This is a genomic window from Enterococcus sp. MMGLQ5-1 (assembly GCF_013155265.1).
Lineage (GTDB): Bacteria > Bacillota > Bacilli > Lactobacillales > Streptococcaceae > MMGLQ5-1.
This window is the reverse complement of sequence record NZ_JABJXU010000005.1, coordinates 31747-55290: the sequence shown is the minus strand read 5'-3', so window position 1 is coordinate 55290 and position 23544 is coordinate 31747. Positions and strand designations below refer to the sequence as shown.

Genomic DNA, 23544 nt, shown 5'->3' with positions numbered 1-23544 from the left:
GAAAAGGAAGCGATTGAATGATGATTTGCTTGATATTTGGGATAGTTAGTATTAGCTTAGTAACGATTTTATGCAAGTGGTGGACCAAACAGATTGAAAAAAATAATAGTCAAAAGTTATAAGATTAATTTTTTAATTGAAATATCGTGCTTAATTGAATCATACTGTTTTTAAGAATGAATGGTATGTTTTTTTTATCATAAAATACTTAGTTGACTAACTAAAATATTAAGCCTATACTTTTTAAGTAGCAAAAAATTAAAGGTGGTAATAAAATTGACAGAAAATATTGGTAGATTAATTAAAATTGCTTCAATTAATTTGTCGCGTGAACTTGATAAATATACCAAGCAATTTGAATTAACAGGATCTCAAATGACGATTTTAGACTTTTTAGCTAGAAATCAGACCAAATTAGTTGTACAAAAGGATATTGAGGATGAATTTTATTTGAAACCCTCGACAGTCTCAGTCCTATTGGGTCGAATGGAGAAAAAAGGATTTATTAATCGTGAGGTGAGTCCAGTTGACAAACGGCAGCGATATATTAAATTGACCGCTAAAGCGAGCGATTTGACAGAAATTATTCAGGCATACACAATGAAAGATCATCAACGGATGACAGAGGATTTATCAGAACAAGAATTATTAATTTTGACTCGTTTTTTAAAGAAGGTTGGTGGCATTAGTGAATAGGGAAGAAATAACAATTAAAACAAAGCTGATGATTATTGCAGCTGCATTGATGGGCTTTGGTGGTATTATGAGTGAGACAGCGATGAATGTTACATTTCCTGAATTAACAAAGGTATTTAATATTAGCATGGGTACGATTTCATGGGTGACGACAGCATATTTGTTAGCGGTAGCGATTGTGATGACCTTAAGCTCGTTTCTTTATAAACGATTTATGAATCGATCCCTTTTTTTAATTAGTGTGATTGTTTTTATCATCGGCACTATTGTCGGTGGGCTGGCGCAAAATTTTGAAATATTATTGATTGGCCGGATTTTACAAGGAATTGGTGCAGGTATTTCATTACCCTTAACCTTTAATTTAATTTTGGAATATGTCCCAATGAAAAAGCTCGGACTATGGATGGGCTTTGCCTCTATGATTTTAAGCTTAGCACCTTCAATTGGCCCAACCTATGGTGGTTTATTAATTGATACTTTAGGCTGGCGAATGATTTTTTATACAACATTAGCGATTCCTGTTATTGCGCTGCTAATCGGTTTCTCTAGCTTTGAGAAGGTGAAGAAGCCAGATAATAATATTAATTTTGATTTTATTGCCTTTATTTTATTATCAGCTGCTCTCACCTCGCTTTTAATTATGGTCACTGAATTAGAAAGTGGTCATTTTAATCTATTATTATTGATGCTTTTCATAATGACGATTGGTTTATTTATTTGGCGAAGCTTAACCAGTCAATCTGAGTTTCTTAATATTCGAGTTTTAGGTAAATTAAGCTTCCTGATGGCGTTGATTCCGTTCTTTTTCTATCAATTTGCTAATATTGGCGGTAATTTTATTATTCCAAATTATTTACAAATTGGTTTTGGCGTTTCAAGTCTTTTAGCAGGCTTTTCGCTATTACCGGGTACTTTGCTAGCGGGACTCTTAAATCCAATTTTTGGTAAAATTTATGATAAAAAAGGGGAAAAAATTCCTTTATATGTAGGTAATTCCTTGTTTTTAATTGCCCTTATTCTAATGTCAATTTTAACGGAAAATATGGGCTTTATCGGTATGACCGTTTTATATACTATTTTTGCATTAGGTCGTGTGATGAGCTTTGGTGTTTTAAATACTTCAGCTTTGGCACATCTTAAAGCTGAAAATCGAGCTGATGGGAGTGCGATTTTTCAAACTGCACAACAATTTGCAGGTGCGCTCGGGACCGCAATTGTTGCTTTAATTTCTGCCGCCTCACCGAATATTAAAGTAGGAATGAATCATACACTATTACTGTTTTGTGGTCTTGGTGTCATTATTTTTATTTTATTTATCATAATGTTTAAAACTGCTACCTATCAAAATAAAATTAATTAATAGATTAATTCAGAAATAATTTCTTGATAGAGCAATTCATTGATGACTTTTATGACTTAATCATCGGCTTTTAGCTGCTATAGCATATGAAAAACCCACCTATATCGCAGGTGGGTTTTCGTTGTTATAAGAGCAATTATAAGTAATCAATCAGTCAAATTAGCGATAGTGACTGATGCAGGCTCTATTGATTTTTAAATGATGAATTGATTAATCAATTATATTTGCAATGACGCCGTTATTAATTATGATAGTGCTGCCTTTTTGCTGATTGATTACTTTACCTCCTTCGGTTAGATCTTCTATAGTCGCGCCCTTATATAAATTTTCGATAAATCCGAAGTTGACGGTTGAAACTCTACCGCCATCATTAATATTGGATATTACACCACCACCATCAAGGTCCTTCACATAACCTAAATTATTGACGTTGGTAACATAGCCAGCAGAAACCAAAGTAACTTTACCGCCAGCATTAACATTTTTTACTAAGCTCGAGAACCATACTACTCCAACATTGCCGCCACTAGAAACATTTTCTACGACGCCACCTTCTACTTGGGAAACCATACCATTATTAATTACATTTTTTACAGTCCCACCATGGTAAACAGTCCCGACTTCCCCTCCATTAACAGTTGTAATGGTTCCGCTAGCATATACATCCTCGACAATTGCCCCAGTGTTGACATAATTTACGACACCATTATCGTGAACGTAAGAAATGGTACTTCCATTATATGCACTTTGAACCAGTCCCTGTAAATTTTCAACACGCGATCCATAGTAGGCGTGTTCAATTTTACCACCGTATTCCACCTTGGTTACATAAGAATATTTCGCCAAGCTTTCAATAGTCCCACCCTTTTTAACATAATAATAAGTATCCTTAGCAGTTTCAGATAATGTTTGCAAATCACCGCCATCTCCAATGATGATTGGGTTTTCTTTAGTTCCCTTTGCAGCAGCCTCCAATTCGTTTGCTAGCGCATTTTGAGGGATTGAGCAAAATGCCATTGCTCCCGTCAAAGCAATTAAAGCTAAAATTCCCATTTTTTTCTTCTTCATATTGATTCTCCATTCGTTATTTTTAAAGCTTATTATTTCTATCCAGAAAAATTTTAGCATATAAATTTCAAGAATCTTTTACTAAAAAGCTGTTCTTTTCTTAGTTATTTTGATTTATTTTAAAAATGCAAGAAAAATTATTTTAATATACTACGATTTTTTAGCTAGAATGAGATAAGAAGATATTTAATAGTTAATATAATAAAAGTGAGTAGCGCCATAGTCGCTACTCACTTTTATTGCTTTGATTGATAACGTGCAGTTAATTTTGCTTGATGACTTTGCATGATTTCTTCAAGAGAGATATCATATTTGTCAGCCAAGATAAAGATATTATCTAATACATCACCCAACTCCTCGGTCAAATGTGCAAGCTGTAAATCAGTATTCTGGGTAAGCTCATCGGGGCGATCCCTACCAATTTCAATGGTTCTGATTGCCTGAGCTACCTCGCCAACCTCCTCCATCAAGAAATTACTTCTGATAAAGGGATTGTATTCATACCAATGCCTTTTTTTATAAAATTCACTAACCCATTTTTGATAATCATTAATATTCATTTTAACCTCCAAATTAAAATTAGAAAAGTAGAAGTAGCTACCGTTTATATATATAATATAATTAATTGATAAAAAAAGAAAAGAGGAATTTTTTTGAATATTGCGGTATATTGTGGTGCAAGTAAGGGAAATAATCCGATTTATGAGCAAGCAGCTATTAAATTAGGTAAATGGATTGCGAGTAACAAAAATACCTTGGTTTATGGAGGCGGAAGAGCTGGTTTAATGGGCATTCTTGCAGACTCAGTTTTAGAAAATAGTGGCAAGGTCATCGGTATTATCCCGACCTTTTTGCAGGAAAGAGAATTAGCACATCCCGATATTTCAGAGATGAGGGTAGTAGACTCAATGTCTGAGCGCAAAGCAGCGATGCTGTCGTTAAGTGATGCTTGTCTCGCATTACCCGGTGGTCCTGGGACATTAGAAGAAATCACGGAGGTTGTTTCTTGGGCAAGAGTTGGTCAAAATACTAATCCATGTGTTTTTTTTAATGAAAATGATTACTATGAACCAATTAAAAATTTTTATGATCAAATGGTTTCTTCTGAATTTTTAACGCCAGCTGACCGCCAGAAAATTTTATTTTCTAATTCTTTAACAGAGATTGATCACTTCATTGAGCATTATACGCCACCAGTTATTAGACAGTATTAAGCGGCTTTCTTTAGTTTATTTAAAGTTATTGTGTGATAGATAAGATAGCATTATTAAAATTTTATTATTAATGCTTGTTTAGTTACATTTTTAATACTTTTACTAAATAATGAGGTGGAAATTATGAAGGTGTATTTCGATGGCTAGCTGCTTAGCTGATAAAAAATGATAATTTAGAATAGCTATATTCAACAGGAACGGCTGAGAAAACAGATTATGAAAAGCTTTATTGTGAAATGGTAAGCGTATTAATGGGGGAGTGGACCATTAATGAGTTAAGTCATTTGGAAAAGGTAGTTAATATTGATTTAACAACGAAATACGCATCAGCCTCATTTTTCAGTCACAGACTTTGCAGCAATCAATGGTTCGGTTGTCGAATTTGTTTAGCATTTTGCTGATAATCAAAATATTTGATTTGTTTTTGGCAATAGGCTTCTTGTAGCCTCTATACGCTGCCAAACAGGTTGACTGTTTGATTATTCAAGTTTCTCAAATCATATGTGGAGATGGCATTCCTTTATTTATAAAGAGGGAAGTGGCTAGTCAATTTAGCTAAGAGAGGTTCAATAATTTGGTCAATTTGCGCAGCTCAACTGTGATAGGCATTGATTGGAGTAACTCATTGAAATCAAAACTAGCCTCAACACTAGAGATTAGATTTTAGGTAATTCTTAAATGGCTGACCAATTTCTATTCTTTAGAGCTTGAATTGAAGTGAAAAAGAACGGACTGAAGAGTAGATACAATAGTATTTTTTGAGTAAGACCTCGGTAAGGGAGGTGTAACTGGTTAATCAATGGTAATCGTGGTGCTGCAAATAGGAGCATAGTAAGCCCTGCTAAAATTAAAATAATTATGAAGGCGCGGGTCATCAATTGATTATCTTCAAAATGATACAAAATGATTAGAACAAGGATTCCAAGAAAAATCGCAATTAGGCTGATGCCAGAAGCGTAATCGTGGATTTGCCCCATAATCGTTGGTTTGGCTGATTGAACTCGATCTGCTATGCCTGTGATAATGCAGTCACCAATTGCGTAAAGGACTATTAAAACGGTTAATAGCTTTGCTAGAGACTCAGAGGTCGATTTAAAACGAAAATAGAAGGCTGAGGCAGCAATAATCAATAGGCTGCCATCGATTATTTCCCATAATTTAAATGTATTCTGCACTGGACTACCTGAGGCTCCGAAATCACTGATTAGATTACTCCATTGATTGAACTCAGGATAAAAGCTGCCCAATATAAAGGGTAAGATAATTTCGCTGGTAATTGTAATAATCATCAAATAGAAACCTAAATTTTTTTTATTAACCATTATGCGCCTCTTGCAAATATTTTTTTAAAATTAAAAATGAATCGCTTAGAATAATAATTTCAGCAATGCTCAAATTAATCTGCTAAGAAAAAGTTGAGCTTTGATAATCTTCACCCCAAGCATACATCGAATTAATCACATTCTCAAGCGTATAGCCTAGTGGTGTTAAAGTATATTCTACTTTTGGGGGCACTTGTGGAAACACCTCGCGATTTAACAGGCCTTGTGCCTCCATTTGCCTGAGATTAGCAGTCAAAACCTTTTGCGAAATGCCAGTTACTGAGTTTTTAAGCTGACTAAAGCGTTTAGTACCAGTTAGTAGGTCACGAACGATTAAAATTGTCCATTTGTTTTTTAAAAGCTGAAGCGTAGTTTCTACAGGGCAGGCGGGTAGTTGATTGTTGATCATGTTTTCTCCTTAATATAATAATTAGATCAGGGATTGGAAACTTAGTTACTAAAAAGTGCCTACTTTCCAAAAGATACTTTATGATTTATTATAAGTCTTGTAAGGAAAATAAGCAATTACAGGGAGGTAATTATATGAAAATCGGAGTTATTGGTGCAACAGGTAATGCAGGGTTAGCGGTACTGAAGGAGGCGATTGCTAGAAATCATGAGGTAACGGCAATTGTCAGAAATCAAGCAAAGCTGCAAGGTGAACTTGGCGAGCAAAAAGTTCAGATAATTGAAAAAGAGGTATTTGATTTAACAATTGATGATTTAAAGCAATTTGATGTTGTTGTGAACGCTTTTGCGACAATGCCTCCAAAAGCTTATTTACACATTGACTTAGCTGCTAAATTAGTTCATTTATTTCGGGAAAATAAAAAAACAAGGCTTTTCTTTATTGTAGGGGCGGGTAGCTTAAAGACTGGTTCTGATAATCATTTATTATTAGATGACTTAAAGCTCACACCGGATAGTGAAAGCTGGATTGCGATACCAGATAATCAATATAAAGAGCTTGAATTTTTACGTATGATTGATAATGTAGATTGGGTTGCAGTTTCGCCAGGAGTTACTTTCCAGCATGGTAGTGCAGGCTCATTTATTTCTGGTGAAAATCATCTATTATTCAATCAAAAGAACGAATCAATCACTTCAAGCGGTACGTTAGCCGTTGCAATTTTAAATGAAATTGAAACGCCTAAGTATCATCAAGGACGCTTTACAGTTATTGACGATTAATTAATAATCTATTGAAAACTTATTTTGACTACTGCTAGTCGGATAAGTTTTTTTTATTGTCAAAAAACGATTTTTTTTTTAAGCGCTTGCACATAACTATATTTTTTGGTATCATTAATAAAAATTAGGCACACCTAAAAAGGAGGGTAAAATGTTATCTGTGAATCAGCTAACCGTTTCATACGGTCAAGTTCCAGTTTTTAATGATTTAACGGTTAATTTTAATTCAGGAAAAATTACTGGTATTATTGGGCCTAACGGGGCAGGAAAATCGACCTTAATTAAGGCGATTTTAGGATTGGTTAAGTCAACCTCTGGTGAAGTGAGCTATCAAAAGCAGCCGCTAAAAAAAATTCAAAAGCATATTGCTTATGTTGAGCAGCGTAAGGATTTAGATTTATCCTTTCCAATAGATGTTTTCGATTTGGTGCTGACTGGTACCTATGGCAAGCTTGGCCTTTTTAAAAGTCCGGATAAAAACGCCGTTAATTCTTGCCAGCGAGCAATTGAACAGGTAGGGTTAACTGAATTTTCTCACCGTCAAATTGGTAATCTATCTGGAGGTCAGCTACAGCGTGCCTTTGTGGCTCGGGCAATTGTTCAAAAGGCAGAGGTGATTGTCTTGGATGAACCATTTGTAGGCATTGATTTACAGAGCGAAACAGCTATTATGGCGATTATGAAGCAATGGAAATTAGAAAATAAGACAATTATTGTTGTTCACCACGACTTAAACAAGGTTTCAAGCTACTTTGATGATCTAGTAATTATGAATCATGGTTTGATTGATTTTGGTCCTACTCAGCAGGTCTATAATGCTAAGAATATTGGGCAGGCATTTAGTGCAGATTTGTCATCTGTTTTATTTAATCAAAAGGAGGCTGATAATCGTGAATTCACTCATTAGTTTCTGGCATGCCTTACAGACATATGATTTTTTACAAAGCGCTTTGATTACAGCGATAATGGTTGGGGTGATGTCAGGTATTATCGGTAGCTTTATTATTTTAAGAGGGATGTCATTAATGGGTGATGCGATTTCCCATGCTGTCCTTCCCGGTGTTGCGCTTGCATATATGTTAGGTATTAATATCTTAATTGGTGCCTCTATCTTTGGTGTTATTGCTGCATTATTGATTGGCTTTGTAGCTTCTCACAGTAAAATTAAAACAGATACTTCAATCGGTATTGTGTTTAGTGCATTTTATGCCTTAGGCTTCATTTTAATTTCCTTGGCTGAGAGCTCTACTAATTTACATCATATTTTATTTGGGAATATTTTGGCGGTAAGTAATGGTGATATTTTAACTACGGCAGTTGTGCTTGGTATTGTTATTTTGTTTGTTGTTTGCTTCTATAAGGAGCTATTAATTACCTCCTTTGATGAAACCTATGCTAAAACCTACGGTCTGAACACTCAATTATTGCACTATGGGCTAATGCTAGTTTTAACGTTAGTTACAGTTTCAGCATTGCAGACCGTTGGCATTATTTTAGTAGTTGCTATGTTAATTACACCTGCAGCGACAGCATTTTTATGGACAGATAAATTAACAATCATGCTGGTTTTATCAGCAATTTTTGGTACGATTGCTTCTGTTTTTGGCTTGTATTTTAGCTACACACTGAACTGGGCATCGGGTCCGGCGATTGTCATTTTCGCAGCATTGCTGTTTTTAATTTCATTTATTTGCTCACCTAAGCAGGGTTTTTTAAAATTTAAAAAATAGAATTATTATATAGAATTATTATAAAGGAGTGATTTTTTGAAAAGGATAATTATAAGTATTATTGCAGTAGTCGCGATGATTGGGGGCGTATTTTATTTTGTAAATAGTCGTAATAATGATCAAGGTACCAATGGAACAGCTCAAGAAGCTGATGGCAAATTGAGAGTTGTAACGACCAATTCCATTATAGAGGATATGGTATCAAATGTTGCAAAGGATAAAATTCATTTGTATAGTATTGTTCAACGTGGTGTCGATCCGCATGAATACGAGCCACGTCCAAACGATATTACTGAGGCAACAAAAGCAGATGTTCTTTTTCATAATGGTCTTAATTTAGAAACAGGTGGTAGTGGTTGGTTTAAAAAGTTAGTAAAAACTTCGCATAAAGAATTCGATAAGGATGTTTTTGCTGCCAGTGAAGGCGTAACACCCATGCATTTAACGACTAATGAAACAGAAGAGGATCCACATGCGTGGCTAGATTTAAATAATGGAATTCAATATGTTAAGACAATTACGAAAATTTTAAAAGAGAAAGATACTAAGAATGCTGATTATTATCAAAAAAATTCGGATGAATATATCGCAAAACTGTCAGAGCTACATCAAACAGCCCAATCTAAATTTTTAGATATACCCGAAAATCAACGTTTACTTGTGACCTCGGAGGGCGCATTTAAATATTTTTCAAAAGCGTACCATGTAACGCCAGCGTATATTTGGGAAATTAATACAGAAACCCAAGGTACACCTGAGCAAATGGCAGCAGTTTTATCAGAAATTGAGAAATATGATGTTAAGCACTTATTTGTCGAGACTTCCGTCTCACCCAAATCAATGAATAAGGTTGCTGATGAAACAGGCTTAACGATTTACTCTAAAATCTTTACGGATTCATTAGCCAAAAAAGGTAGTACAGGAGACACCTACTATACCATGATGAAATGGAATTTAGATAAAATTCATGATGGTTTAGCAAATTAGCCTTTATTGATAGGAGTTAATGGGTAACTAATAGTGATTATTTTTGATTGCTTTACGCCAAGCTTCCATTCTTGCTAAACCTTTACCATTGTTTGCACCACTGGTTGATGGTACTGGGATAATGGCGAGCTGACTATACTTAAATTCATTAATTTTTTGAGCTTCTTGATAGGCGCGCTTGCCATTGGTAATGATTTTCTTGATGGGCGCTTTTTCTAGAATTTCATCGAAGTGATTTAATTCGACTGAGGTGAAATTTACATCCAGACTTCCAATTCTCTCAAACCTTTGATAGACGTCCCAAAGACCAATGTGCTGCTTTAATAAAGTATCAATTCGTTTTTGGTACGTGATTGGATCGTCTATTGCCAAAATTTGAAAGATAATTTTCCAAAACTGATTGCTAGGATTTCCATAGTATTGCTGAAATTCAATTGATTTTTGACTAGGAGCGCTACCTAATATTAGTATTTCAGTTGACTGATTGTATATTGGTTGTAGTCCTTCGTGCATCTGCTAATGCTCCAATCATTTTATTAATAAATTATGTATGTTAAAAAGACAATATCATTTAAAAAACTGATTATCTAACAAAATCTATTAATAAAGATTAGCATAAAAGAAGCTGTGATAAAAGGTGGTGGGCTCATCTGAACGGGCTACCATTTAAAAGAAAAGCATTTTCTTAGATGAAATTTCTCTATTTTCCTAGGCGTCGCTTTAGTGACCTATGGAGAAGCTTTACTGGCAAAGCGCTTATTAGAAGACCGCAAATTAGGCTCTGATACTTTCTTTCATTAAAACCAAGAGGAGGTGGGACAAAAGTCCCACCTCCTTTCGTATTGTTCGTAATTACGGGGAACGATGCGACAACGACTAGTCAACGCTTAGCAGAAAATCTGCTTTTATTGATTTAAATTAAGTCACTATCTTGTAAAAGCTCCTGAATCAATGTTCCTTGAATTTTTTTAAGTCCTTTTTTCTCTAATTTTCTGAGGAGCCAGGGAATTTTGATATCTTCTAATTTCCGACCATCAAGTAATCGACTGGTTGAATTAAGTAAAGTTCTAATATCATAAGCAGAAGCAAAAACTTCTGGCACTCCTCTATCGACCTCAAGCAAGGTATAGACAGCCTCCATAGCTGTTCGGACTGAATATTCGGTTGTAAAAACAGTGTCTCTTTCGGTTTCACTAAAGTTACCGATAAATGCTAAATTGATAGAACCTTCTGGTACGACTAGTGGACGATCACCGTCAGCGCGTGCCATAAAATACGAGGTAATATAAGGCATGTAGCATGGGATTGTATTGGCTGAGTGCTGTGCTAGTGCAGGAATTTCCTCAACTGGCACCCCAAGATGATAGAGCCATTCTTGAGCAATTTCACTACCTGAGCATTCAGTAATGCTCTTTTTAATAAAATTGCCCGGTTGATTTGAAAGCAAGCCGTAAATCCAAACAACTAATTGATCTTTTGGTTGCGCCTTAAAATGAGGTTGACGATTTAAGGTATAGCTCAGCATCCAATTTGAATCCCTAGCTGTCACAATGCCACCTGTCACAACCTTACCTGCATAGGGATCGCGTTTACTTATCTTTTCAATATAAGGTGCAATTTTATCATCGAGTGTTGTTAGGGTTGCTGAGACAAACCAGCTTTCCTCAGGTAAATTATCATAAAATTTTTCAGGCTTGCCAAAGCTACTATCCTGTTCAGATAAGCTTTTCCAAAGCTGCCAGCTACCACCCAATGCCTTATTAACTGGCGCAGGATGGTCATTATCACCGTAGGTTGTGCTTTCGGTAATGCTACCATTGGTAACGAAAACTAAATCATTCTCTGTTAGATAAATGGTTTTTTCTTCACCATCAATATTTACGATAAGCGCGTTCGCAAATTTTTTCTCAGCCCTTTGTTCAATTAAAATATTTTTAACAGTTGTATCGTATTGAAAATGGACGCCATTTTTCTCCAAATATTTGACCAGAGGTAATACGAGCGATTCATATTGATTATACTTGGTAAACTTTAGAGCTGATAGATCAGGGAGTCCGTCGATGTGATGGATGAAGCGCATAATATAGCGGCGCATTTCAATTGCAGAATGCCACTTTTCAAAAGCAAACATTGATGACCAGTAAATCCAAAAGTTTGAATCAAAAAATTCTTCGGAGAAAACATCTGTGATTTTTTTATTTTGCAATTGGCTCTCAGACGTTAAAAATAACTTCATCATTTCTTCAGAAGATTTATCAGAAAGTGTGAATTTACCATCTGTTTTGATTTGATGACCACGATTTTCAATCACCCGACACTTTGAAAAATTAGGATCCTCTTTGTTGAGCCAGTAAAATTCATCGAGAACTGATGCGTTTTCAACTTCAAGTGAAGGGATGCTGCGGAATAAATCCCATAAGCATTCGAAATGATTTTCCATCTCTCGTCCGCCGCGGATAATAAAGCCCCGTGTTGGATTTAAAATGCCATCTAGGCTACCACCTGCGATGGGGAGCTCTTCTAAAATATGGATATTTTCGCCCTTCATTTGTCCATCACGTACTAAAAATGCCGCTGCAGAAAGTGAAGCAAGGCCGGAACCAACTAGATAGGCTGATTTTTGATCAACATTTTCGGGCTTTTTTGGTCTTGCAAAAGCCTCATAATTTCCGTTACTCCTATACATAAGACACCATCCTTTTGATTTATTGATAGCTTCAGTATATAACTGTTTATAATTATAAACAAATTCTATATTTATTTATAATGATAAATTATTATTTAAGCTGTTCGTCACCATTATTTTCTATTAAATAACAATTAATAAATAAAAAATGTTATAATTAAATAAAAAGGAGGCGTTTTCAATGACAAATCAATATCAACATATTTTAGTTGCCCTTGATGGTTCTAACCAATCTGAAAAAGCATTTAATGAGGCGCTGATGATGGCTGAAAGCTACCATGCCACCTTGTATCTTGCTTCGATTATCAATGATGCGGATTTATCAACAAGCGCCTTTGCCTTCTCGAAGCTACTTGCTGAGGACAAAGAGCGAGTGGAAGCAACCTTATACGAAAAGGCAAGACAGGCAAATGAGAGATCGATAGCCGAAGTGGTACCGATTATTGAGGTCGGTAATCCTAAGCAATATTTAACAGAAACCTTCCCTGAGCAATATGGCATTGATTTAATTGTAATGGGTGTGACTGGTAAGGGGAAAATTAGACAGACCTTAGTTGGTTCGACAACTGCCTATGTTGTTAATCATGCGCCCTGTAACGTTTTAGTAATTAAGTAGCTTTGTAATCCTAAGAAATAGTGGCGAGTTTGACTTGCTCTTTTTGGCTTTTTAAAGAGTCCTAAAAAAGAGCAGGTTTTTCTTGCTTTTTTTTGATTAGAAGTATCGTTATATACTATTGTTTGATTTGATTGTAATTGTCTTTGATGAGGCGTGTAATTTCGTTGATGATGCTCAGCTTTGGATTATCCATTCGATAGGCGATTGAGGTTCTGACAAAAATACTTTTATCGGCACGTTCAATGATTTGAACAGTGCCCTCTTTGAGCTCATCACGAATAATATCAAGGCTGACAATACCTAAACCAATCCCATTTTTCAATGCGAAGCGCATCAATCCCATGTTATTAACATGGATGACATCTTTATTTTCAAAATTCTTTTCACGGATAAAATCATCAAGTGTACTGTGATAGGCACTTTTCATTTCATAAACTAGCAAAGGTACATTTTCCCCCCTTTGATATTTTTCAACGACCTCATTTCTGCCTGCTAGAACGACTGCATCTTGAATTAGTTCAATTTTCCTAATCCCCTTTGCCTCATAGCTCCCCGCCATCAGACCGATATCAATTTTTCCTTTTGCCACCTGTTCTAGTATTCGTCTTGAATTATCAATTGCATTAAAGTGAATATGTAGCTTTTGTTTATTTTTTACGAGATGGTTAACGATTGTTTGAAAATTAGTCTGTAAATAGTTAATATCACCACCAATATTGATAACCAGTTCATTTTTGGGCACTAACGCTTCAATTTCATTTTTAACATTTTCAACCTGCTGCGTAATTTTTCGAGCAATGGGTATTAAAAGCTCTGCAGCGGCAGTTAATTCAAGTCTTCGACCATTTTTGACGAAAAGTGGGCCAAATTCTTTTTCTAATTTAGCGATTTGCTTACTGACAGCAGGTTGGCTAATCGCCATTCTTCTTGCAGTAACAGTATAGTTTCGTTCAATTGTTAAGACAAGAAAGGTTCTTAAAGTTGCAATATCCATAAGTTCTCCTTTTATAACTATTGGTTATGTAATAAATTATAACATAAAAACTTGTTATCGATTTGTTTACAGTGATTTATTTTTCTCAATTTTCTGAAAAAAAGTTTTTTTCCAAAAAAATCAGTATTATTAGCTGGTTAAGCGTATCCACAAAACTTTCGTGTCATGTTTTATGACATAAAAACTTTGAGTCTGTTCATTTTTCGGGTAATATAGTGACATGGAATGGAGGTAGCGAGATGGGATTTTTTTCAAAACAAAAAGGCGAGTCAAGGTTTGATGATCGGGCACCCTATATGATTGAAATGACACATATTTCAAAAAAGTTTGGCCAGCTTGAAGTTTTAAAGGATATTAACTTAACAATTAAACGTGGCGAAGTGGTTGTCTTGATTGGTCCATCTGGTTCAGGCAAATCCACCTTGCTTAGAACAATTAATAAACTGGAAAAGATTAATGGCGGAAAAATAAGGATTAAAGGTAAAAATATTAATGACCCTGATATGAATAATAATATGCTCAGAGAGATGGTTAATATGGTATTTCAGCATTTTAATTTATTTGCGAATATGACAGTCGGCAAAAATATTGGAATTGGACCGCAAAAGCTAAAATATTGGGATGCTAAAAAAACAGATCAAAGGGTTGATGAATTATTAAATCAAGTTGGCTTAGCAGATAAGAAGGATGATTATCCTGAAAACCTGTCTGGTGGTCAAAAACAGCGAATCGCGATTGCCAGAGCTTTGGCAATGGGACCAGAGATTATTTTATTTGATGAGCCAACTTCGGCGCTTGATCCAGAAATGGTTGGTGAGGTTTTAAATGTAATGAAGGATATCGCAAAGAGTGGTACGACGATGATTGTTGTCACTCATGAAATGAGCTTTGCTAAAGAAGTCGCTGATCGGATTGTTTTTTTAGAAGAAGGAGAGCTAATTGCAGATATGAAGCCAGAGGAATTGAATCGAGATTATCCGCACGAACGTGTTGCATCATTTTTAAATAAAATAATATAAGGAGCGAGGGCTATGGTTGAATTTTTAGATAGATATGGCAGTTTCTTATGGAATGGTGCAGTCATGACGATTATTCTTTCTGTTGTATCAATGATTTTTGCACTTATTTTAGGTGGTGTCTTGACGGCGCTCAGAATGAGTCAGAATAAAATTATTCATTATGTTACAGTGACTTTTATTGAAATTATTCGTGGCTTACCAATGCTAGTTATTTTGTTTCTTTGCTTTTATGGCATCCCAATGTTAGGTATTCAATTTCCAGATTATCAAATTATGGGTGTTGATATGAGTCGTTTTGCTGCTGTCTTAGTTGGACTAACTGTTGGTGAGAGTGTTTTTGTTTCTGAAATTTTTCGTTCAGGAATTCAGTCAATTGATCCGGGACAGCTAGAAGGTGCTCGCTCAATTGGTTTTTCCAAATGGCAAAGCTATCGATATGTTGTCTTGCCACAGGCAATTCGTAATATTTTACCAGCGATTGCCAATGAATTTGCCAATAATATTAAATCATCATCACAGGCTTCGGTTATTGGTGTTGCCGATCTACTCTTTGCCGCACAAACGATTCAAGGGATTAGCTACAAACCATTCCAAGCGGTTGTTGCCGCTGGTGCAATCTATTTATTATTCACTTTTTCAATCACAAGAGTCGTTTCAGTGTTGGAAAGAAAAATGAGTAGAAAAAGTAGAGCATAATTAATTTGGTATTAAAAAATATAATATATGAAAAATTATGGAGGATTAATATGAAAAAGAAAATGAGGAAATTTGCAGTTGGTTTAGGTTTAACGTTAGGAGCGTTATTATTATTCACTGCCTGTGGTAAAAAAGAAGAAGCTTCTGAAAGTGCGATTGATAAAATTAAATCTGCTAAAAAATTAGTAGTTGCAACTGCTTCAGGCTATGCACCATATGAATTCTTTGATTTAAATGGTGATCCGAAAAAAATTGTCGGCGTAGATATGGAATTCGCGCAGGTAGTAGCAGATGACTTGGGTGTTGATTTAGAGGTTAAGGATATGACCTTTAGCGCCATTTTAGGCTCTGTCACACAAAATCAGGTTGACTTCGCAATCGCTGGAATGACTGCAACAGACGAACGTAAAAAATCAGTTGATTTTACAGATCCTTATGTCATCAATAAAAATGTTGTTATTGTTTTAAAGGGTAACGAGAGTAAGTATGCGACGGAGGATTCATTTGCAGATGCCAAATTGGCTGTGCAAAAAGCTACCACTCAGGAAACAATTGCGAAAGATGATTTAAAACCAAAGCAGCTTGTTTCATTAGATAAGCTGCCAGACGCCTTTCTTAATTTAACAACTGGTCAAGTAGACGGTGTTGTTGTAGAGCGTTCAGTAGCCATGCAATATGTTTTAACTGATGATCGAATTGCTTATGCCGATGTTGATATTCCTGGTGAAGTATATACCTCAATCGCTGTGCCAAAGGGCAATGAGGATTTGGTTAAACGACTCAATAAATTAATTAAAGAAAATCAGGATAATGGTAATTTTGAAAAATGGTTAGAGGAATACTCAATTATTGCTCAAAAATCAGCTACAGCTGAATAATTAGCATATATCGCTGGGAGTTGTCAATACGCGCATACGTATCTTCTTAAAAATTAGCTTACTGCTCAAGGGCATTTAATCTGAGTGGTAAGCGTCATTTTTAAGAAAATCAGATTGAAGCAGACTGTAGGAAAGGAGTTGGCATGAAAGAATTAGCATATTTTGATGGTGAGATTTCAGAATCAGCTACTTTAAAAGTTCCTTTTGATGATCGCGCTCGTTTTTTTGGAGATGGTGTTTATGAAGCTGCCATTGCAAGAAATTATCATATTTTTCAGCTAGATGACCATTTAAATCGGCTTTTTAGAAGCTTAGCTTTAATTGATATTGAACCAAATTTTAACAAGGATGAGCTGGTTACATTACTTAATGAATTGAGTCGGAAGGTTGATTTAGCTAATCAGTTTATTTATTTTCAAGTTTCGAGAGGTGTTGCGCCACGCAATCATGACTATGATATAAAGTTGAAACCAACTGTTAGTATTGTGATCCGAGAAGGCTTTGATGTGTTAGGGCAGCTTTATCAACCTGTCGCTGTCCAGCTTGAAGAGGACATTCGTTTTGCAATGTGCCATGTTAAGACATTAAATCTATTACCAAATGTTTTATCAACACATCGTGCAAACAAAAAAGGGTTATTTGAAACAATTTATCATCGAAATGGTCGAGTGACAGAGTGTGCACACAGCAACGTCCATATTTTAAAAGATGGTATTCTGCAAACGGCACCAACTGATCAATATATTTTACCGGGTGTGACACGTAAGCTTTTGTTAGAAAATTGTCATTTAATGGGCATCTCTGTACGAGAAGAAGCTTTTTCAACGGAAGATTTATTTTCAGCAGATGAGGTAATGATCACAGCGACTGCTGATTTATGTATTCAGGTCAATCAAATTGATGGTGTTGCAGTTGGTGGCAAAGCACCACAATTACTCAAAAAGCTACAGGATAAAATGTATCAGGATTATCTTCGAGAAACAGAGTGAAAATAAATAATAAGGGGTGTTGATTAATAATATGAAACATGAGGGCAAATTGTTATTTTTAAATGAAAAAACAGTAAAAAAATATTTAACGCGAACGATTGTTTTGGATTTAGTTGAGCAAGCCTTTTCTGAATATGCCGAAGGCTTTGTGGTTAATCCGGTTAAACTCTCCCTGCCGATGAATCCGACTTATGAAGGCTATATTAATTCAATGCCTGCCTATTTAACAAGATTTGGTGTGGCCGGTATGAAATCGGTCAGTGTCTTTAAGGATAATATGAAGGATTATCAATTACCCGTTACGGTCGGTTCGATTATTCTTAATGACCCTGAAACGGGCATTCCTTATTCTTTTATGGATGGCACTCATATTACTGCTCTTAGAACTGGTGCGAGTGTTGCTGTGATGGCGAAATATTTAGCTGCTAAAGGTGCTGAAGTTGTTACCATTATTGGCTCAGGTGCACAGGGCTTATCCAGCTTTGTGATGATTAAATCTGTTTTACCAAAAATTAAAGAGGTTCGTGTTGTCGATATTAACCCTGAGGCACAGGAGCGATTTATCGAAGAGGCAAGTGCAGTTTTTCCAGATGTTGATTATATCAAGCTGAGCGATATTCAATCAGCTTCAACGGGTTCAAATATCATTGTTGGCGCAGCAACTTCGAAGGTGCCACTTCTAGCCAATATTGATTACGATGATGGTACGACGGTTCTATGTATTGAAGAGGATATTACTAATCGTTTTGCGGGTAAATTTGATCATACGATTGTGGATTTCACCGAATGCTTTATTGAACGGACAAATATTTTGGGTAATGAGCATGCTAAAGAAACTGGCGATGCTTATGAAGAAATAACCGAGGAAACGATTACTGGTGAAATTGGCGATATCATTATCAATAAGATATCTGGTCGAATAAATGAAAAGGATAAAATATTGGCTTCACCCGTTGGCATGGGAGCTACAGATATTATTGTTGCTGACTATGTTTACAAAAAAGCACTAGAAGCTTCCGATGGCATGGTGCTGGATTTCTTGGATAGTTAATTTGAATGATCATTAATTAGATTGAATAGGTTTAGTGCTCCCTTTATGACGCTAAAAAATTAATAATAAAGGGAGATATAAAAAATGAGTATTTTTTTAAGTGAAGCAAATCAAAACATCGTCGTTTATAAGGCTGGAGAGCAATTAGGTGAAGGCTATCTTAAGTTAAATGCTAATGAATCTCCATATCCACCCTCACCGAAAATGCTTGAAAAACTAAATTCAGAAACAATTAATAATCTTAGGTTTTATGGGGACATTACTTATCACGATATTCGTGAAAAGGTCGCTAGTAAATTTGATTTAACCGCTGAAAATATTTCGATTGGTAATGGTGCAGATGATGTTTTAGATTTAATTTGTCGTACTTTTTTCAAGGCAGGCGATGCGTTGATTTTTCCAAATATTACCTATCCCTTCTATCAAACATATGCGAAATCAATGAATTATGATTATCGAGAAGTACCTGTTGATGAGCAGCTAAGAATTGATTTGAATGATTATCTTAATAGTGATGCGCATTGTATTATCACCAATCCGAATGCACCGTCGGGTCATTATCATCCCCTTGAAAAAATTGAAGCTGTGGTGAAAAGTAATCCAAATCGTTTGGTGATTGTTGATGAAGCCTATATTGATTTTGGCGGCACATCGGTTGCGCCACTGGTTTCGGAGTATCAAAACTTAATTGTTGTGCAGACTTTTTCAAAATCACGTAATTTAGCTAGTGGTCGCTTTGGTTTTGCGATTGCATCAGCTGAGCTTATCGAAGATATGAATAATATACGTGGTGCGGTCAATCCGTTTTTCATGAGTGGCTTACAAATCGCGATGGCGGAAGCTTCACTGGATGATGAAAAGTATTTTAAAGCCGCGAAAACTAAAATTATTGAGACGCGTGATGATTTTATCAGACAGTTGAGAGTATCTGATTTCACAGTTTTAGATAGCACAACGAATTTTGCTCTAGTTAAGCCGCGAAATAAGACTGCGAAAGATATTTATCAAGCATTAAAGGCACGAAAAATACTTGTTCGTTATTATAATAAACCAATTATTAATCAATATTTACGGATTTCTATTGGGCGAAAAGAGGATATGGCAGCTGTAACTCAAGCCTTATTAGAAATAGATACACTTGCTTATGCTAAATAATTTATCAGTTTGTTGTCAGTTTTTTAGAAGGAGTTTATATGTTTGTAATCAATGGTACTTCAAAATTAACTAAAGTTTTACTCAGTCCGCCAGAATATTTAATTAGTCCAACGCCAATTAATGAAATTTCAAAAATATATGCTGGGCAGCCATTGGATCGAGATAAAATGCAAAAAGAATATCAGAACTTGGTTGAAGCCTATCGTGCAGCTGGAGTTGAAGTGATTGAAGCAAAAGGTAATGAAGCGACTACTAATGCAGTCTTTGCTCGTGATTTTGGGGGATGTATTAAAGAGGGTTATATTCTTGGTCGCTTTAAAAAATCAATTCGTGAGCAAGAAAGAGAAATGTATGCTGCTAAAATGCAAGCATTGGGAGTACCTAAAGTTGCTGAAGTTAAAAATGGTTATTTTGAGGGTGGCGATTTTGCCTTTTTAGATGAAAAAACGATAGCGATTGGGCAAATTGATCGAACAAATGCGACTGGTATCAACGAAATCAGAGAACAGCTCACGCCACTTGGTTATGATGTCCATGCTGTACCTGCAAATCCAGACTACCTCCACTTAGATATGTGTTTTAATTTAGTTGCTCCCAAAATCGCGATTGCTTATCTTGAAGGATTACCGCAGTCTTTTATAGCCTTGCTAAAAGAAAAGAAAATTGATGTAATCACTGGAAGCGAAGCATTGATTTACAAGCATGGTTATAATGTTCAAGCAATTGGTGATAATCGAGTATTATCCTTAGCTCAAAATAGTGAAATGAATCTTAAGATGCGTGAGAAGGGATTAACGGTTATTGAAGTTGAAATTACAGAGCTTTTGAAGGCTGGTGGTGGCATTCATTGTATGACTTTCCCGTTGAAGCGAGTTGCTGAGCTGGAAGCTGAGGTGACAGCTGGATGAAATATTTAATCAGCGATTATCCTGATGTTTTAGAAAGTCGAAATATTCAAGTTGAAATCGATGAGTTAAATCGTTTGGACAACCAAGCGGTTATTGAAGTGTATCCATATAATAACCAAATGGAATTAAACGATAAATTAAAGGAATCAGATGTTCTGTTAACAGCCTTCTTGCCAATTGATGAAGCCTTATTAGCTAATCAGTCGAAATTAAAGGGAATTGCTGTCAATGCAACAGGTACCGATACGATTGATAAGACAGCAGCCTCTGCGCATCAAATTAGAGTTTCGCCGTTATTTAATTACAGTACCGAGGATGTCGCCAATCAAACGCTTGCCTTTATTTTACTATTAAATCAAAAATTAAAGGGGCATACGGAAAACATTGAACAGGGTATTTGGCGTTATCGAGAGGTCGGCAATATTCAGCGTTTAGGTGCTCAAACACTTGGATTAATTGGCTTTGGTAAGATTGCACAGGCTGTTAATAAACGGGCACAGGTCTTTGGTATGAAAGTAATTGCTGTAGATCCGTTTATTGACCCAGAGCTTGCACTAGCAAATAACGTTGAGCTAGTTGATCTTGAGACAATCAAGGCAAGGGCAGATGTAATTTCCTTACATCTATTTGCGAACAAGGAAAATGAAAAAATGTTAGATTGGTCCTTTTTTAGTACATTAAAGCGCAATCCTTTGATTATTAATGTCGCTCGTGGCAGCTTGATTGATGAATCGGCATTGATTAGAGCACTAGATGAAGGCTTGATTCGAGGTGCAGGTCTTGATGTACTTGCTTCGGAAAAGCCAAATTTAAAGGCTCATCCTTTATTAAATCGAACAAATGTGCAGCTGACACCACATGCGGCATTTTATAGCGAGCAATCAATTGAATACTTACAAAAGAAAACAGTAGCGAATGCAGTGGATATAGCCTGGGGGCGATAATATGTATGAAGTTTTAAAAGCAATGACACAAGCGGAACGAATTGAATATATTGCACGAGATTTGGTTTCGATATTGAGCGTTAATGGTACGAGCGGAGAGTTAGCGATTGCTAATCGTGTTGAGACAATATTGCAAAGCTTTCCCTATTTTCAAAAATTTCCAGAACAACTATGGACGAAGGAATTAACTGGTGACAATTTGAAGCGCAAAAATATTTTTGCGTTGATTAGAAAAGAAAAACAAAGTAGCACCGTGATTTTTCATTCTCACATGGATACAGTTGGTATTGAGGATTATGGCACCATTCAAAATTTAGCAGGTGATTCTGATGCTTTGACTCATTTTTTTGCTAACTATGCCGAGGATTTAGAAGTTCAAGCAGATGCCCAAAGTGGTGATTATTTATTTGGTCGTGGCATGCTCGATATGAAGAGTGGAATTGCTGTTAATATCAGTAATATCCTTTATTTCTCAGAGCACTTAGAGGAATTGTCAGGTAATATTTTATTGATGGTTAATCCTGTTGAGGAAAATGACCATACAGGTGCTATTGAATCAACACAGGTGATTGCTGAGATGAAAAATGAAGGCTATGAATTTTTAGCGGCCATTAATACTGATTTTGTATCACCATTGTATCAAGGTGATACAACTCGTTATATTTATACAGGGGCTGCTGGAAAGATATTATCCTGCTTTTATATTAAAGGTCGTGAAACGCATGTTGGCTCGACTTTGCAAGGGATTGATCCGACATTGCTATCAAGTGCAATTAATCTAGCGATTAACACTAATTTAGACTTATGCGAAACCATTCCAGATGAAGAAATCTTACCTAGCTCGGTACTTTATCAAAGGGATCAGAAGGATTTTTATAATGTTCAGACCGCTAAAATTGCCCGTCTTTATTTCAATACTTTTTTGTATGAAAAAAGTGCAAGTGATATTTTGAAGCTTTTTTCCGGGATTGCCCAAAAAGCAATTCAGTCAACAATTGAAAATTATCAGAATAGACTTGCCCGCTATCAAAATAGTATTGGCATTTCGACTGAAACGTCTTTCGAGGTTCGGTTTTATACCTTTGATACCTATTGTCAAATGTTAATTGATAAGGGCTATGATGCTTTGGGTTTGATTGAAGCATTTAAAAAAAATACTTCTGACTTAGATCGACGTGAAGCTGGCTTTCAATTAATTGATTATCTTGAAAATGCAACTGGCGAAGATAGTCCAAAGGTTGTTTTGTTTATTGCCCCGCCTTTTTGCCCACATAATTTTATTAATCAAGATAGTCGAGTGGATAGAGTTTTGGATCAAACTTTGGCAGAGTTTAGTGACGCTGAAATCTTTAAGAAGCGTCGATTTTTTCCTTATCTATCTGACAGCAGCTATCTTTCAATGCGTGAATCAAAAGCAGAAATTGATAGCTTATTAAATAATTTTCCATTATCTGACGTGATTTATCCATTGCCCTTTGAAACAATTCGTTCATTGGATATTCCAGCGATTGATTTAGGAGTTTATGGTAAGGGTGCGCACACGTGGAAAGAGCGATTATATAAGCCATATTCTTATCAAACATTACCTAAAATTATTCAATCATTTACACGGAAATTGTTGACAAGTGAAGAATAAGCTACAAAGTGCTAAGTGTCGTTTACTAGGGTGCTAAATCTGCTTGATAGAAAGTTGAAGATTAAGGTAATTTCGCATTTATTCACTTTGGCAATCCTTGCCAAAGTTGATGTTGTAGATTTTTCAAAAATCACAGTACATTTAGCCTGTTTTGAGTATGCCTAACCAACGCTCTCAACTTTTTATGAAATCCAGTTTCGAGCGTTAGGCGATACTCTCCCGAGCTTTCTATTTTTTTCAATAAGTCAACTAACAACTAAAGTTGTAAGTTTCCTTTATCTCAAAAATGATTAAGCTACTGTTTACCAAGGTGCTAAATGCACTTGAACGTGATTTTGTAAAAAATCCTAAGCATCAATACATTTACTTTGGCAATCCTTGCCAAAGTTGATGTTGTAGATTTT

Annotated in this window: 24 protein-coding genes; 17 read left to right on the top strand and 7 right to left on the bottom strand. The window is 35.7% G+C overall.

Annotated elements, in window-relative coordinates; all coding sequences use genetic code 11:
* The first annotated feature begins 276 nt into the window (after positions 1-276).
* Positions 277-696, top strand: a complete 420-nt coding sequence (locus HOY35_RS06565; protein ID WP_172211751.1) for a MarR family winged helix-turn-helix transcriptional regulator — start codon at positions 277-279, stop codon at positions 694-696.
* Positions 689-2056: a DHA2 family efflux MFS transporter permease subunit gene (locus HOY35_RS06560; protein WP_349627494.1), complete on the top strand. Its 1368-nt coding sequence runs from the start codon at positions 689-691 to the stop codon at positions 2054-2056. The genes HOY35_RS06565 and HOY35_RS06560 overlap by 8 nt, the downstream gene beginning before the upstream one ends.
* 210 nt (positions 2057-2266) lie before the next feature.
* Here the strand turns inward: HOY35_RS06560 and HOY35_RS06555 are convergent, their stop codons facing one another.
* Together HOY35_RS06555 and HOY35_RS06550 are read right to left on the bottom strand one after the other, a co-directional pair.
* Positions 2267-3124, bottom strand: a complete 858-nt coding sequence (locus tag HOY35_RS06555; protein ID WP_172211753.1) for a hypothetical protein — start codon at positions 3122-3124, stop codon at positions 2267-2269.
* A gap of 236 nt (positions 3125-3360) precedes the next feature.
* Positions 3361-3684, bottom strand: coding sequence for a MazG nucleotide pyrophosphohydrolase domain-containing protein (locus HOY35_RS06550; RefSeq protein ID WP_172211755.1), 324 nt, complete (start codon positions 3682-3684; stop codon positions 3361-3363).
* Positions 3685-3777: 93 nt separating this feature from the next.
* Here HOY35_RS06550 and HOY35_RS06545 point away from each other — a divergent pair, with 93 nt between their 5' ends.
* The gene (locus HOY35_RS06545; RefSeq protein ID WP_172211757.1) at positions 3778-4338 is read left to right on the top strand and encodes a TIGR00730 family Rossman fold protein; all 561 of its coding nucleotides are present in this window, start codon (positions 3778-3780) and stop codon (positions 4336-4338) included.
* A 674-nt stretch (positions 4339-5012) separates the two neighbouring features.
* Here HOY35_RS06545 and HOY35_RS06540 read toward each other — a convergent pair.
* Together HOY35_RS06540 and HOY35_RS06535 are read right to left on the bottom strand one after the other, a co-directional pair.
* Positions 5013-5660, bottom strand: a complete 648-nt coding sequence (locus tag HOY35_RS06540; RefSeq protein WP_172211759.1) for a DUF998 domain-containing protein — start codon at positions 5658-5660, stop codon at positions 5013-5015.
* A gap of 82 nt (positions 5661-5742) precedes the next feature.
* A complete protein-coding gene (locus HOY35_RS06535; RefSeq protein WP_172211761.1) occupies positions 5743-6069 on the bottom strand; it encodes a helix-turn-helix domain-containing protein in 327 nt (108 codons plus the stop codon).
* Positions 6070-6203: 134 nt separating this feature from the next.
* Between HOY35_RS06535 and HOY35_RS06530 the strand changes: the two genes are divergently transcribed.
* The 4 genes from HOY35_RS06530 (at position 6204) to HOY35_RS06515 (ending at position 9568) form a co-directional block, all read left to right on the top strand.
* The gene (locus HOY35_RS06530; RefSeq protein WP_172211763.1) at positions 6204-6851 is read left to right on the top strand and encodes an NAD(P)-dependent oxidoreductase; all 648 of its coding nucleotides are present in this window, start codon (positions 6204-6206) and stop codon (positions 6849-6851) included.
* 151 nt (positions 6852-7002) lie between these two features.
* The gene (locus HOY35_RS06525) at positions 7003-7758 is read left to right on the top strand and encodes a metal ABC transporter ATP-binding protein (RefSeq protein WP_172211765.1); all 756 of its coding nucleotides are present in this window, start codon (positions 7003-7005) and stop codon (positions 7756-7758) included.
* Positions 7742-8581, top strand: coding sequence for a metal ABC transporter permease (locus HOY35_RS06520; RefSeq protein ID WP_172211767.1), 840 nt, complete (start codon positions 7742-7744; stop codon positions 8579-8581). Before HOY35_RS06525 ends, HOY35_RS06520 begins: the two co-directional genes overlap by 17 nt.
* A gap of 36 nt (positions 8582-8617) precedes the next feature.
* Positions 8618-9568: a zinc ABC transporter substrate-binding protein gene (locus HOY35_RS06515; protein ID WP_172211778.1), complete on the top strand. Its 951-nt coding sequence runs from the start codon at positions 8618-8620 to the stop codon at positions 9566-9568.
* 27 nt (positions 9569-9595) lie between these two features.
* Here HOY35_RS06515 and HOY35_RS06510 read toward each other — a convergent pair whose 3' ends face one another.
* Both HOY35_RS06510 and HOY35_RS06505 read right to left on the bottom strand, forming a co-directional pair.
* Entirely contained in the window at positions 9596-10081 is a 486-nt protein-coding gene (locus HOY35_RS06510; protein ID WP_172211780.1) for a DNA-deoxyinosine glycosylase, read from the bottom strand.
* A gap of 400 nt (positions 10082-10481) precedes the next feature.
* A complete protein-coding gene (locus HOY35_RS06505) occupies positions 10482-12254 on the bottom strand; it encodes an oleate hydratase (RefSeq protein ID WP_172211782.1) in 1773 nt (590 codons plus the stop codon).
* A 181-nt stretch (positions 12255-12435) separates the two neighbouring features.
* Between HOY35_RS06505 and HOY35_RS06500 the strand changes: the two genes are divergently transcribed.
* Complete coding sequence (locus tag HOY35_RS06500) at positions 12436-12870, top strand: universal stress protein (protein WP_172211784.1); 435 nt, start codon at positions 12436-12438, stop codon at positions 12868-12870.
* Positions 12871-12985: 115 nt separating this feature from the next.
* On the opposite strand, the gene HOY35_RS06495 is transcribed toward HOY35_RS06500, so the two are convergent.
* Entirely contained in the window at positions 12986-13864 is an 879-nt protein-coding gene (locus tag HOY35_RS06495; protein ID WP_172211786.1) for a LysR family transcriptional regulator, read from the bottom strand.
* A gap of 239 nt (positions 13865-14103) precedes the next feature.
* Between HOY35_RS06495 and HOY35_RS06490 the strand changes: the two genes are divergently transcribed.
* From HOY35_RS06490 to HOY35_RS06450, 9 genes are all read left to right on the top strand, one after another.
* Positions 14104-14883: an amino acid ABC transporter ATP-binding protein gene (locus tag HOY35_RS06490; protein WP_283770051.1), complete on the top strand. Its 780-nt coding sequence runs from the start codon at positions 14104-14106 to the stop codon at positions 14881-14883.
* A 12-nt stretch (positions 14884-14895) separates the two neighbouring features.
* A complete protein-coding gene (locus HOY35_RS06485) occupies positions 14896-15579 on the top strand; it encodes an amino acid ABC transporter permease (RefSeq protein ID WP_172211788.1) in 684 nt (227 codons plus the stop codon).
* A gap of 50 nt (positions 15580-15629) precedes the next feature.
* On the top strand, positions 15630-16457 hold the full coding sequence (locus tag HOY35_RS06480) for a transporter substrate-binding domain-containing protein (RefSeq protein ID WP_172211790.1): 828 nt from the start codon (positions 15630-15632) through the stop codon (positions 16455-16457).
* 143 nt (positions 16458-16600) lie between these two features.
* The gene (locus HOY35_RS06475; RefSeq protein WP_172211792.1) at positions 16601-17446 is read left to right on the top strand and encodes an aminotransferase class IV; all 846 of its coding nucleotides are present in this window, start codon (positions 16601-16603) and stop codon (positions 17444-17446) included.
* 49 nt (positions 17447-17495) lie between these two features.
* Positions 17496-18497, top strand: a complete 1002-nt coding sequence (locus HOY35_RS06470) for an ornithine cyclodeaminase family protein (RefSeq protein WP_249641500.1) — start codon at positions 17496-17498, stop codon at positions 18495-18497.
* Between the two features lie 84 nt (positions 18498-18581).
* Complete coding sequence (locus HOY35_RS06465; RefSeq protein WP_172211796.1) at positions 18582-19652, top strand: histidinol-phosphate transaminase; 1071 nt, start codon at positions 18582-18584, stop codon at positions 19650-19652.
* A 38-nt stretch (positions 19653-19690) separates the two neighbouring features.
* Positions 19691-20560, top strand: a complete 870-nt coding sequence (locus tag HOY35_RS06460; protein ID WP_172211798.1) for a dimethylarginine dimethylaminohydrolase family protein — start codon at positions 19691-19693, stop codon at positions 20558-20560.
* The gene (locus HOY35_RS06455; protein WP_172211800.1) at positions 20557-21504 is read left to right on the top strand and encodes a C-terminal binding protein; all 948 of its coding nucleotides are present in this window, start codon (positions 20557-20559) and stop codon (positions 21502-21504) included. The genes HOY35_RS06460 and HOY35_RS06455 overlap by 4 nt, the downstream gene beginning before the upstream one ends.
* 1 nt (position 21505) lies before the next feature.
* On the top strand, positions 21506-23140 hold the full coding sequence (locus tag HOY35_RS06450; protein ID WP_172211802.1) for a M20/M25/M40 family metallo-hydrolase: 1635 nt from the start codon (positions 21506-21508) through the stop codon (positions 23138-23140).
* Positions 23141-23544 lie beyond the last annotated feature (404 nt).

What these genes read in the sequence shown, in the direction of transcription:
- HOY35_RS06555 (WP_172211753.1), bottom strand. Translation starts at nt 3,124, where the DNA reads ATGAAGAAGAAAAAAATGGGAATTTTAGCTTTAATTGCTTTGACGGGA.
- HOY35_RS06550 (WP_172211755.1), bottom strand. Translation starts at nt 3,684, where the DNA reads ATGAATATTAATGATTATCAAAAATGGGTTAGTGAATTTTATAAAAAA.
- HOY35_RS06540 (WP_172211759.1), bottom strand. Translation starts at nt 5,660, where the DNA reads ATGGTTAATAAAAAAAATTTAGGTTTCTATTTGATGATTATTACAATT.
- HOY35_RS06535 (WP_172211761.1), bottom strand. Translation starts at nt 6,069, where the DNA reads ATGATCAACAATCAACTACCCGCCTGCCCTGTAGAAACTACGCTTCAG.
- HOY35_RS06530 (WP_172211763.1), top strand. Translation starts at nt 6,204, where the DNA reads ATGAAAATCGGAGTTATTGGTGCAACAGGTAATGCAGGGTTAGCGGTA.
- HOY35_RS06525 (WP_172211765.1), top strand. Translation starts at nt 7,003, where the DNA reads ATGTTATCTGTGAATCAGCTAACCGTTTCATACGGTCAAGTTCCAGTT.
- HOY35_RS06510 (WP_172211780.1), bottom strand. Translation starts at nt 10,081, where the DNA reads ATGCACGAAGGACTACAACCAATATACAATCAGTCAACTGAAATACTA.
- HOY35_RS06505 (WP_172211782.1), bottom strand. Translation starts at nt 12,254, where the DNA reads ATGTATAGGAGTAACGGAAATTATGAGGCTTTTGCAAGACCAAAAAAG.
- HOY35_RS06500 (WP_172211784.1), top strand. Translation starts at nt 12,436, where the DNA reads ATGACAAATCAATATCAACATATTTTAGTTGCCCTTGATGGTTCTAAC.
- HOY35_RS06495 (WP_172211786.1), bottom strand. Translation starts at nt 13,864, where the DNA reads ATGGATATTGCAACTTTAAGAACCTTTCTTGTCTTAACAATTGAACGA.
- HOY35_RS06490 (WP_283770051.1), top strand. Translation starts at nt 14,104, where the DNA reads ATGGGATTTTTTTCAAAACAAAAAGGCGAGTCAAGGTTTGATGATCGG.
- HOY35_RS06485 (WP_172211788.1), top strand. Translation starts at nt 14,896, where the DNA reads ATGGTTGAATTTTTAGATAGATATGGCAGTTTCTTATGGAATGGTGCA.
- HOY35_RS06480 (WP_172211790.1), top strand. Translation starts at nt 15,630, where the DNA reads ATGAAAAAGAAAATGAGGAAATTTGCAGTTGGTTTAGGTTTAACGTTA.
- HOY35_RS06475 (WP_172211792.1), top strand. Translation starts at nt 16,601, where the DNA reads ATGAAAGAATTAGCATATTTTGATGGTGAGATTTCAGAATCAGCTACT.
- HOY35_RS06465 (WP_172211796.1), top strand. Translation starts at nt 18,582, where the DNA reads ATGAGTATTTTTTTAAGTGAAGCAAATCAAAACATCGTCGTTTATAAG.
- HOY35_RS06460 (WP_172211798.1), top strand. Translation starts at nt 19,691, where the DNA reads ATGTTTGTAATCAATGGTACTTCAAAATTAACTAAAGTTTTACTCAGT.
- HOY35_RS06455 (WP_172211800.1), top strand. Translation starts at nt 20,557, where the DNA reads ATGAAATATTTAATCAGCGATTATCCTGATGTTTTAGAAAGTCGAAAT.
- HOY35_RS06450 (WP_172211802.1), top strand. Translation starts at nt 21,506, where the DNA reads ATGTATGAAGTTTTAAAAGCAATGACACAAGCGGAACGAATTGAATAT.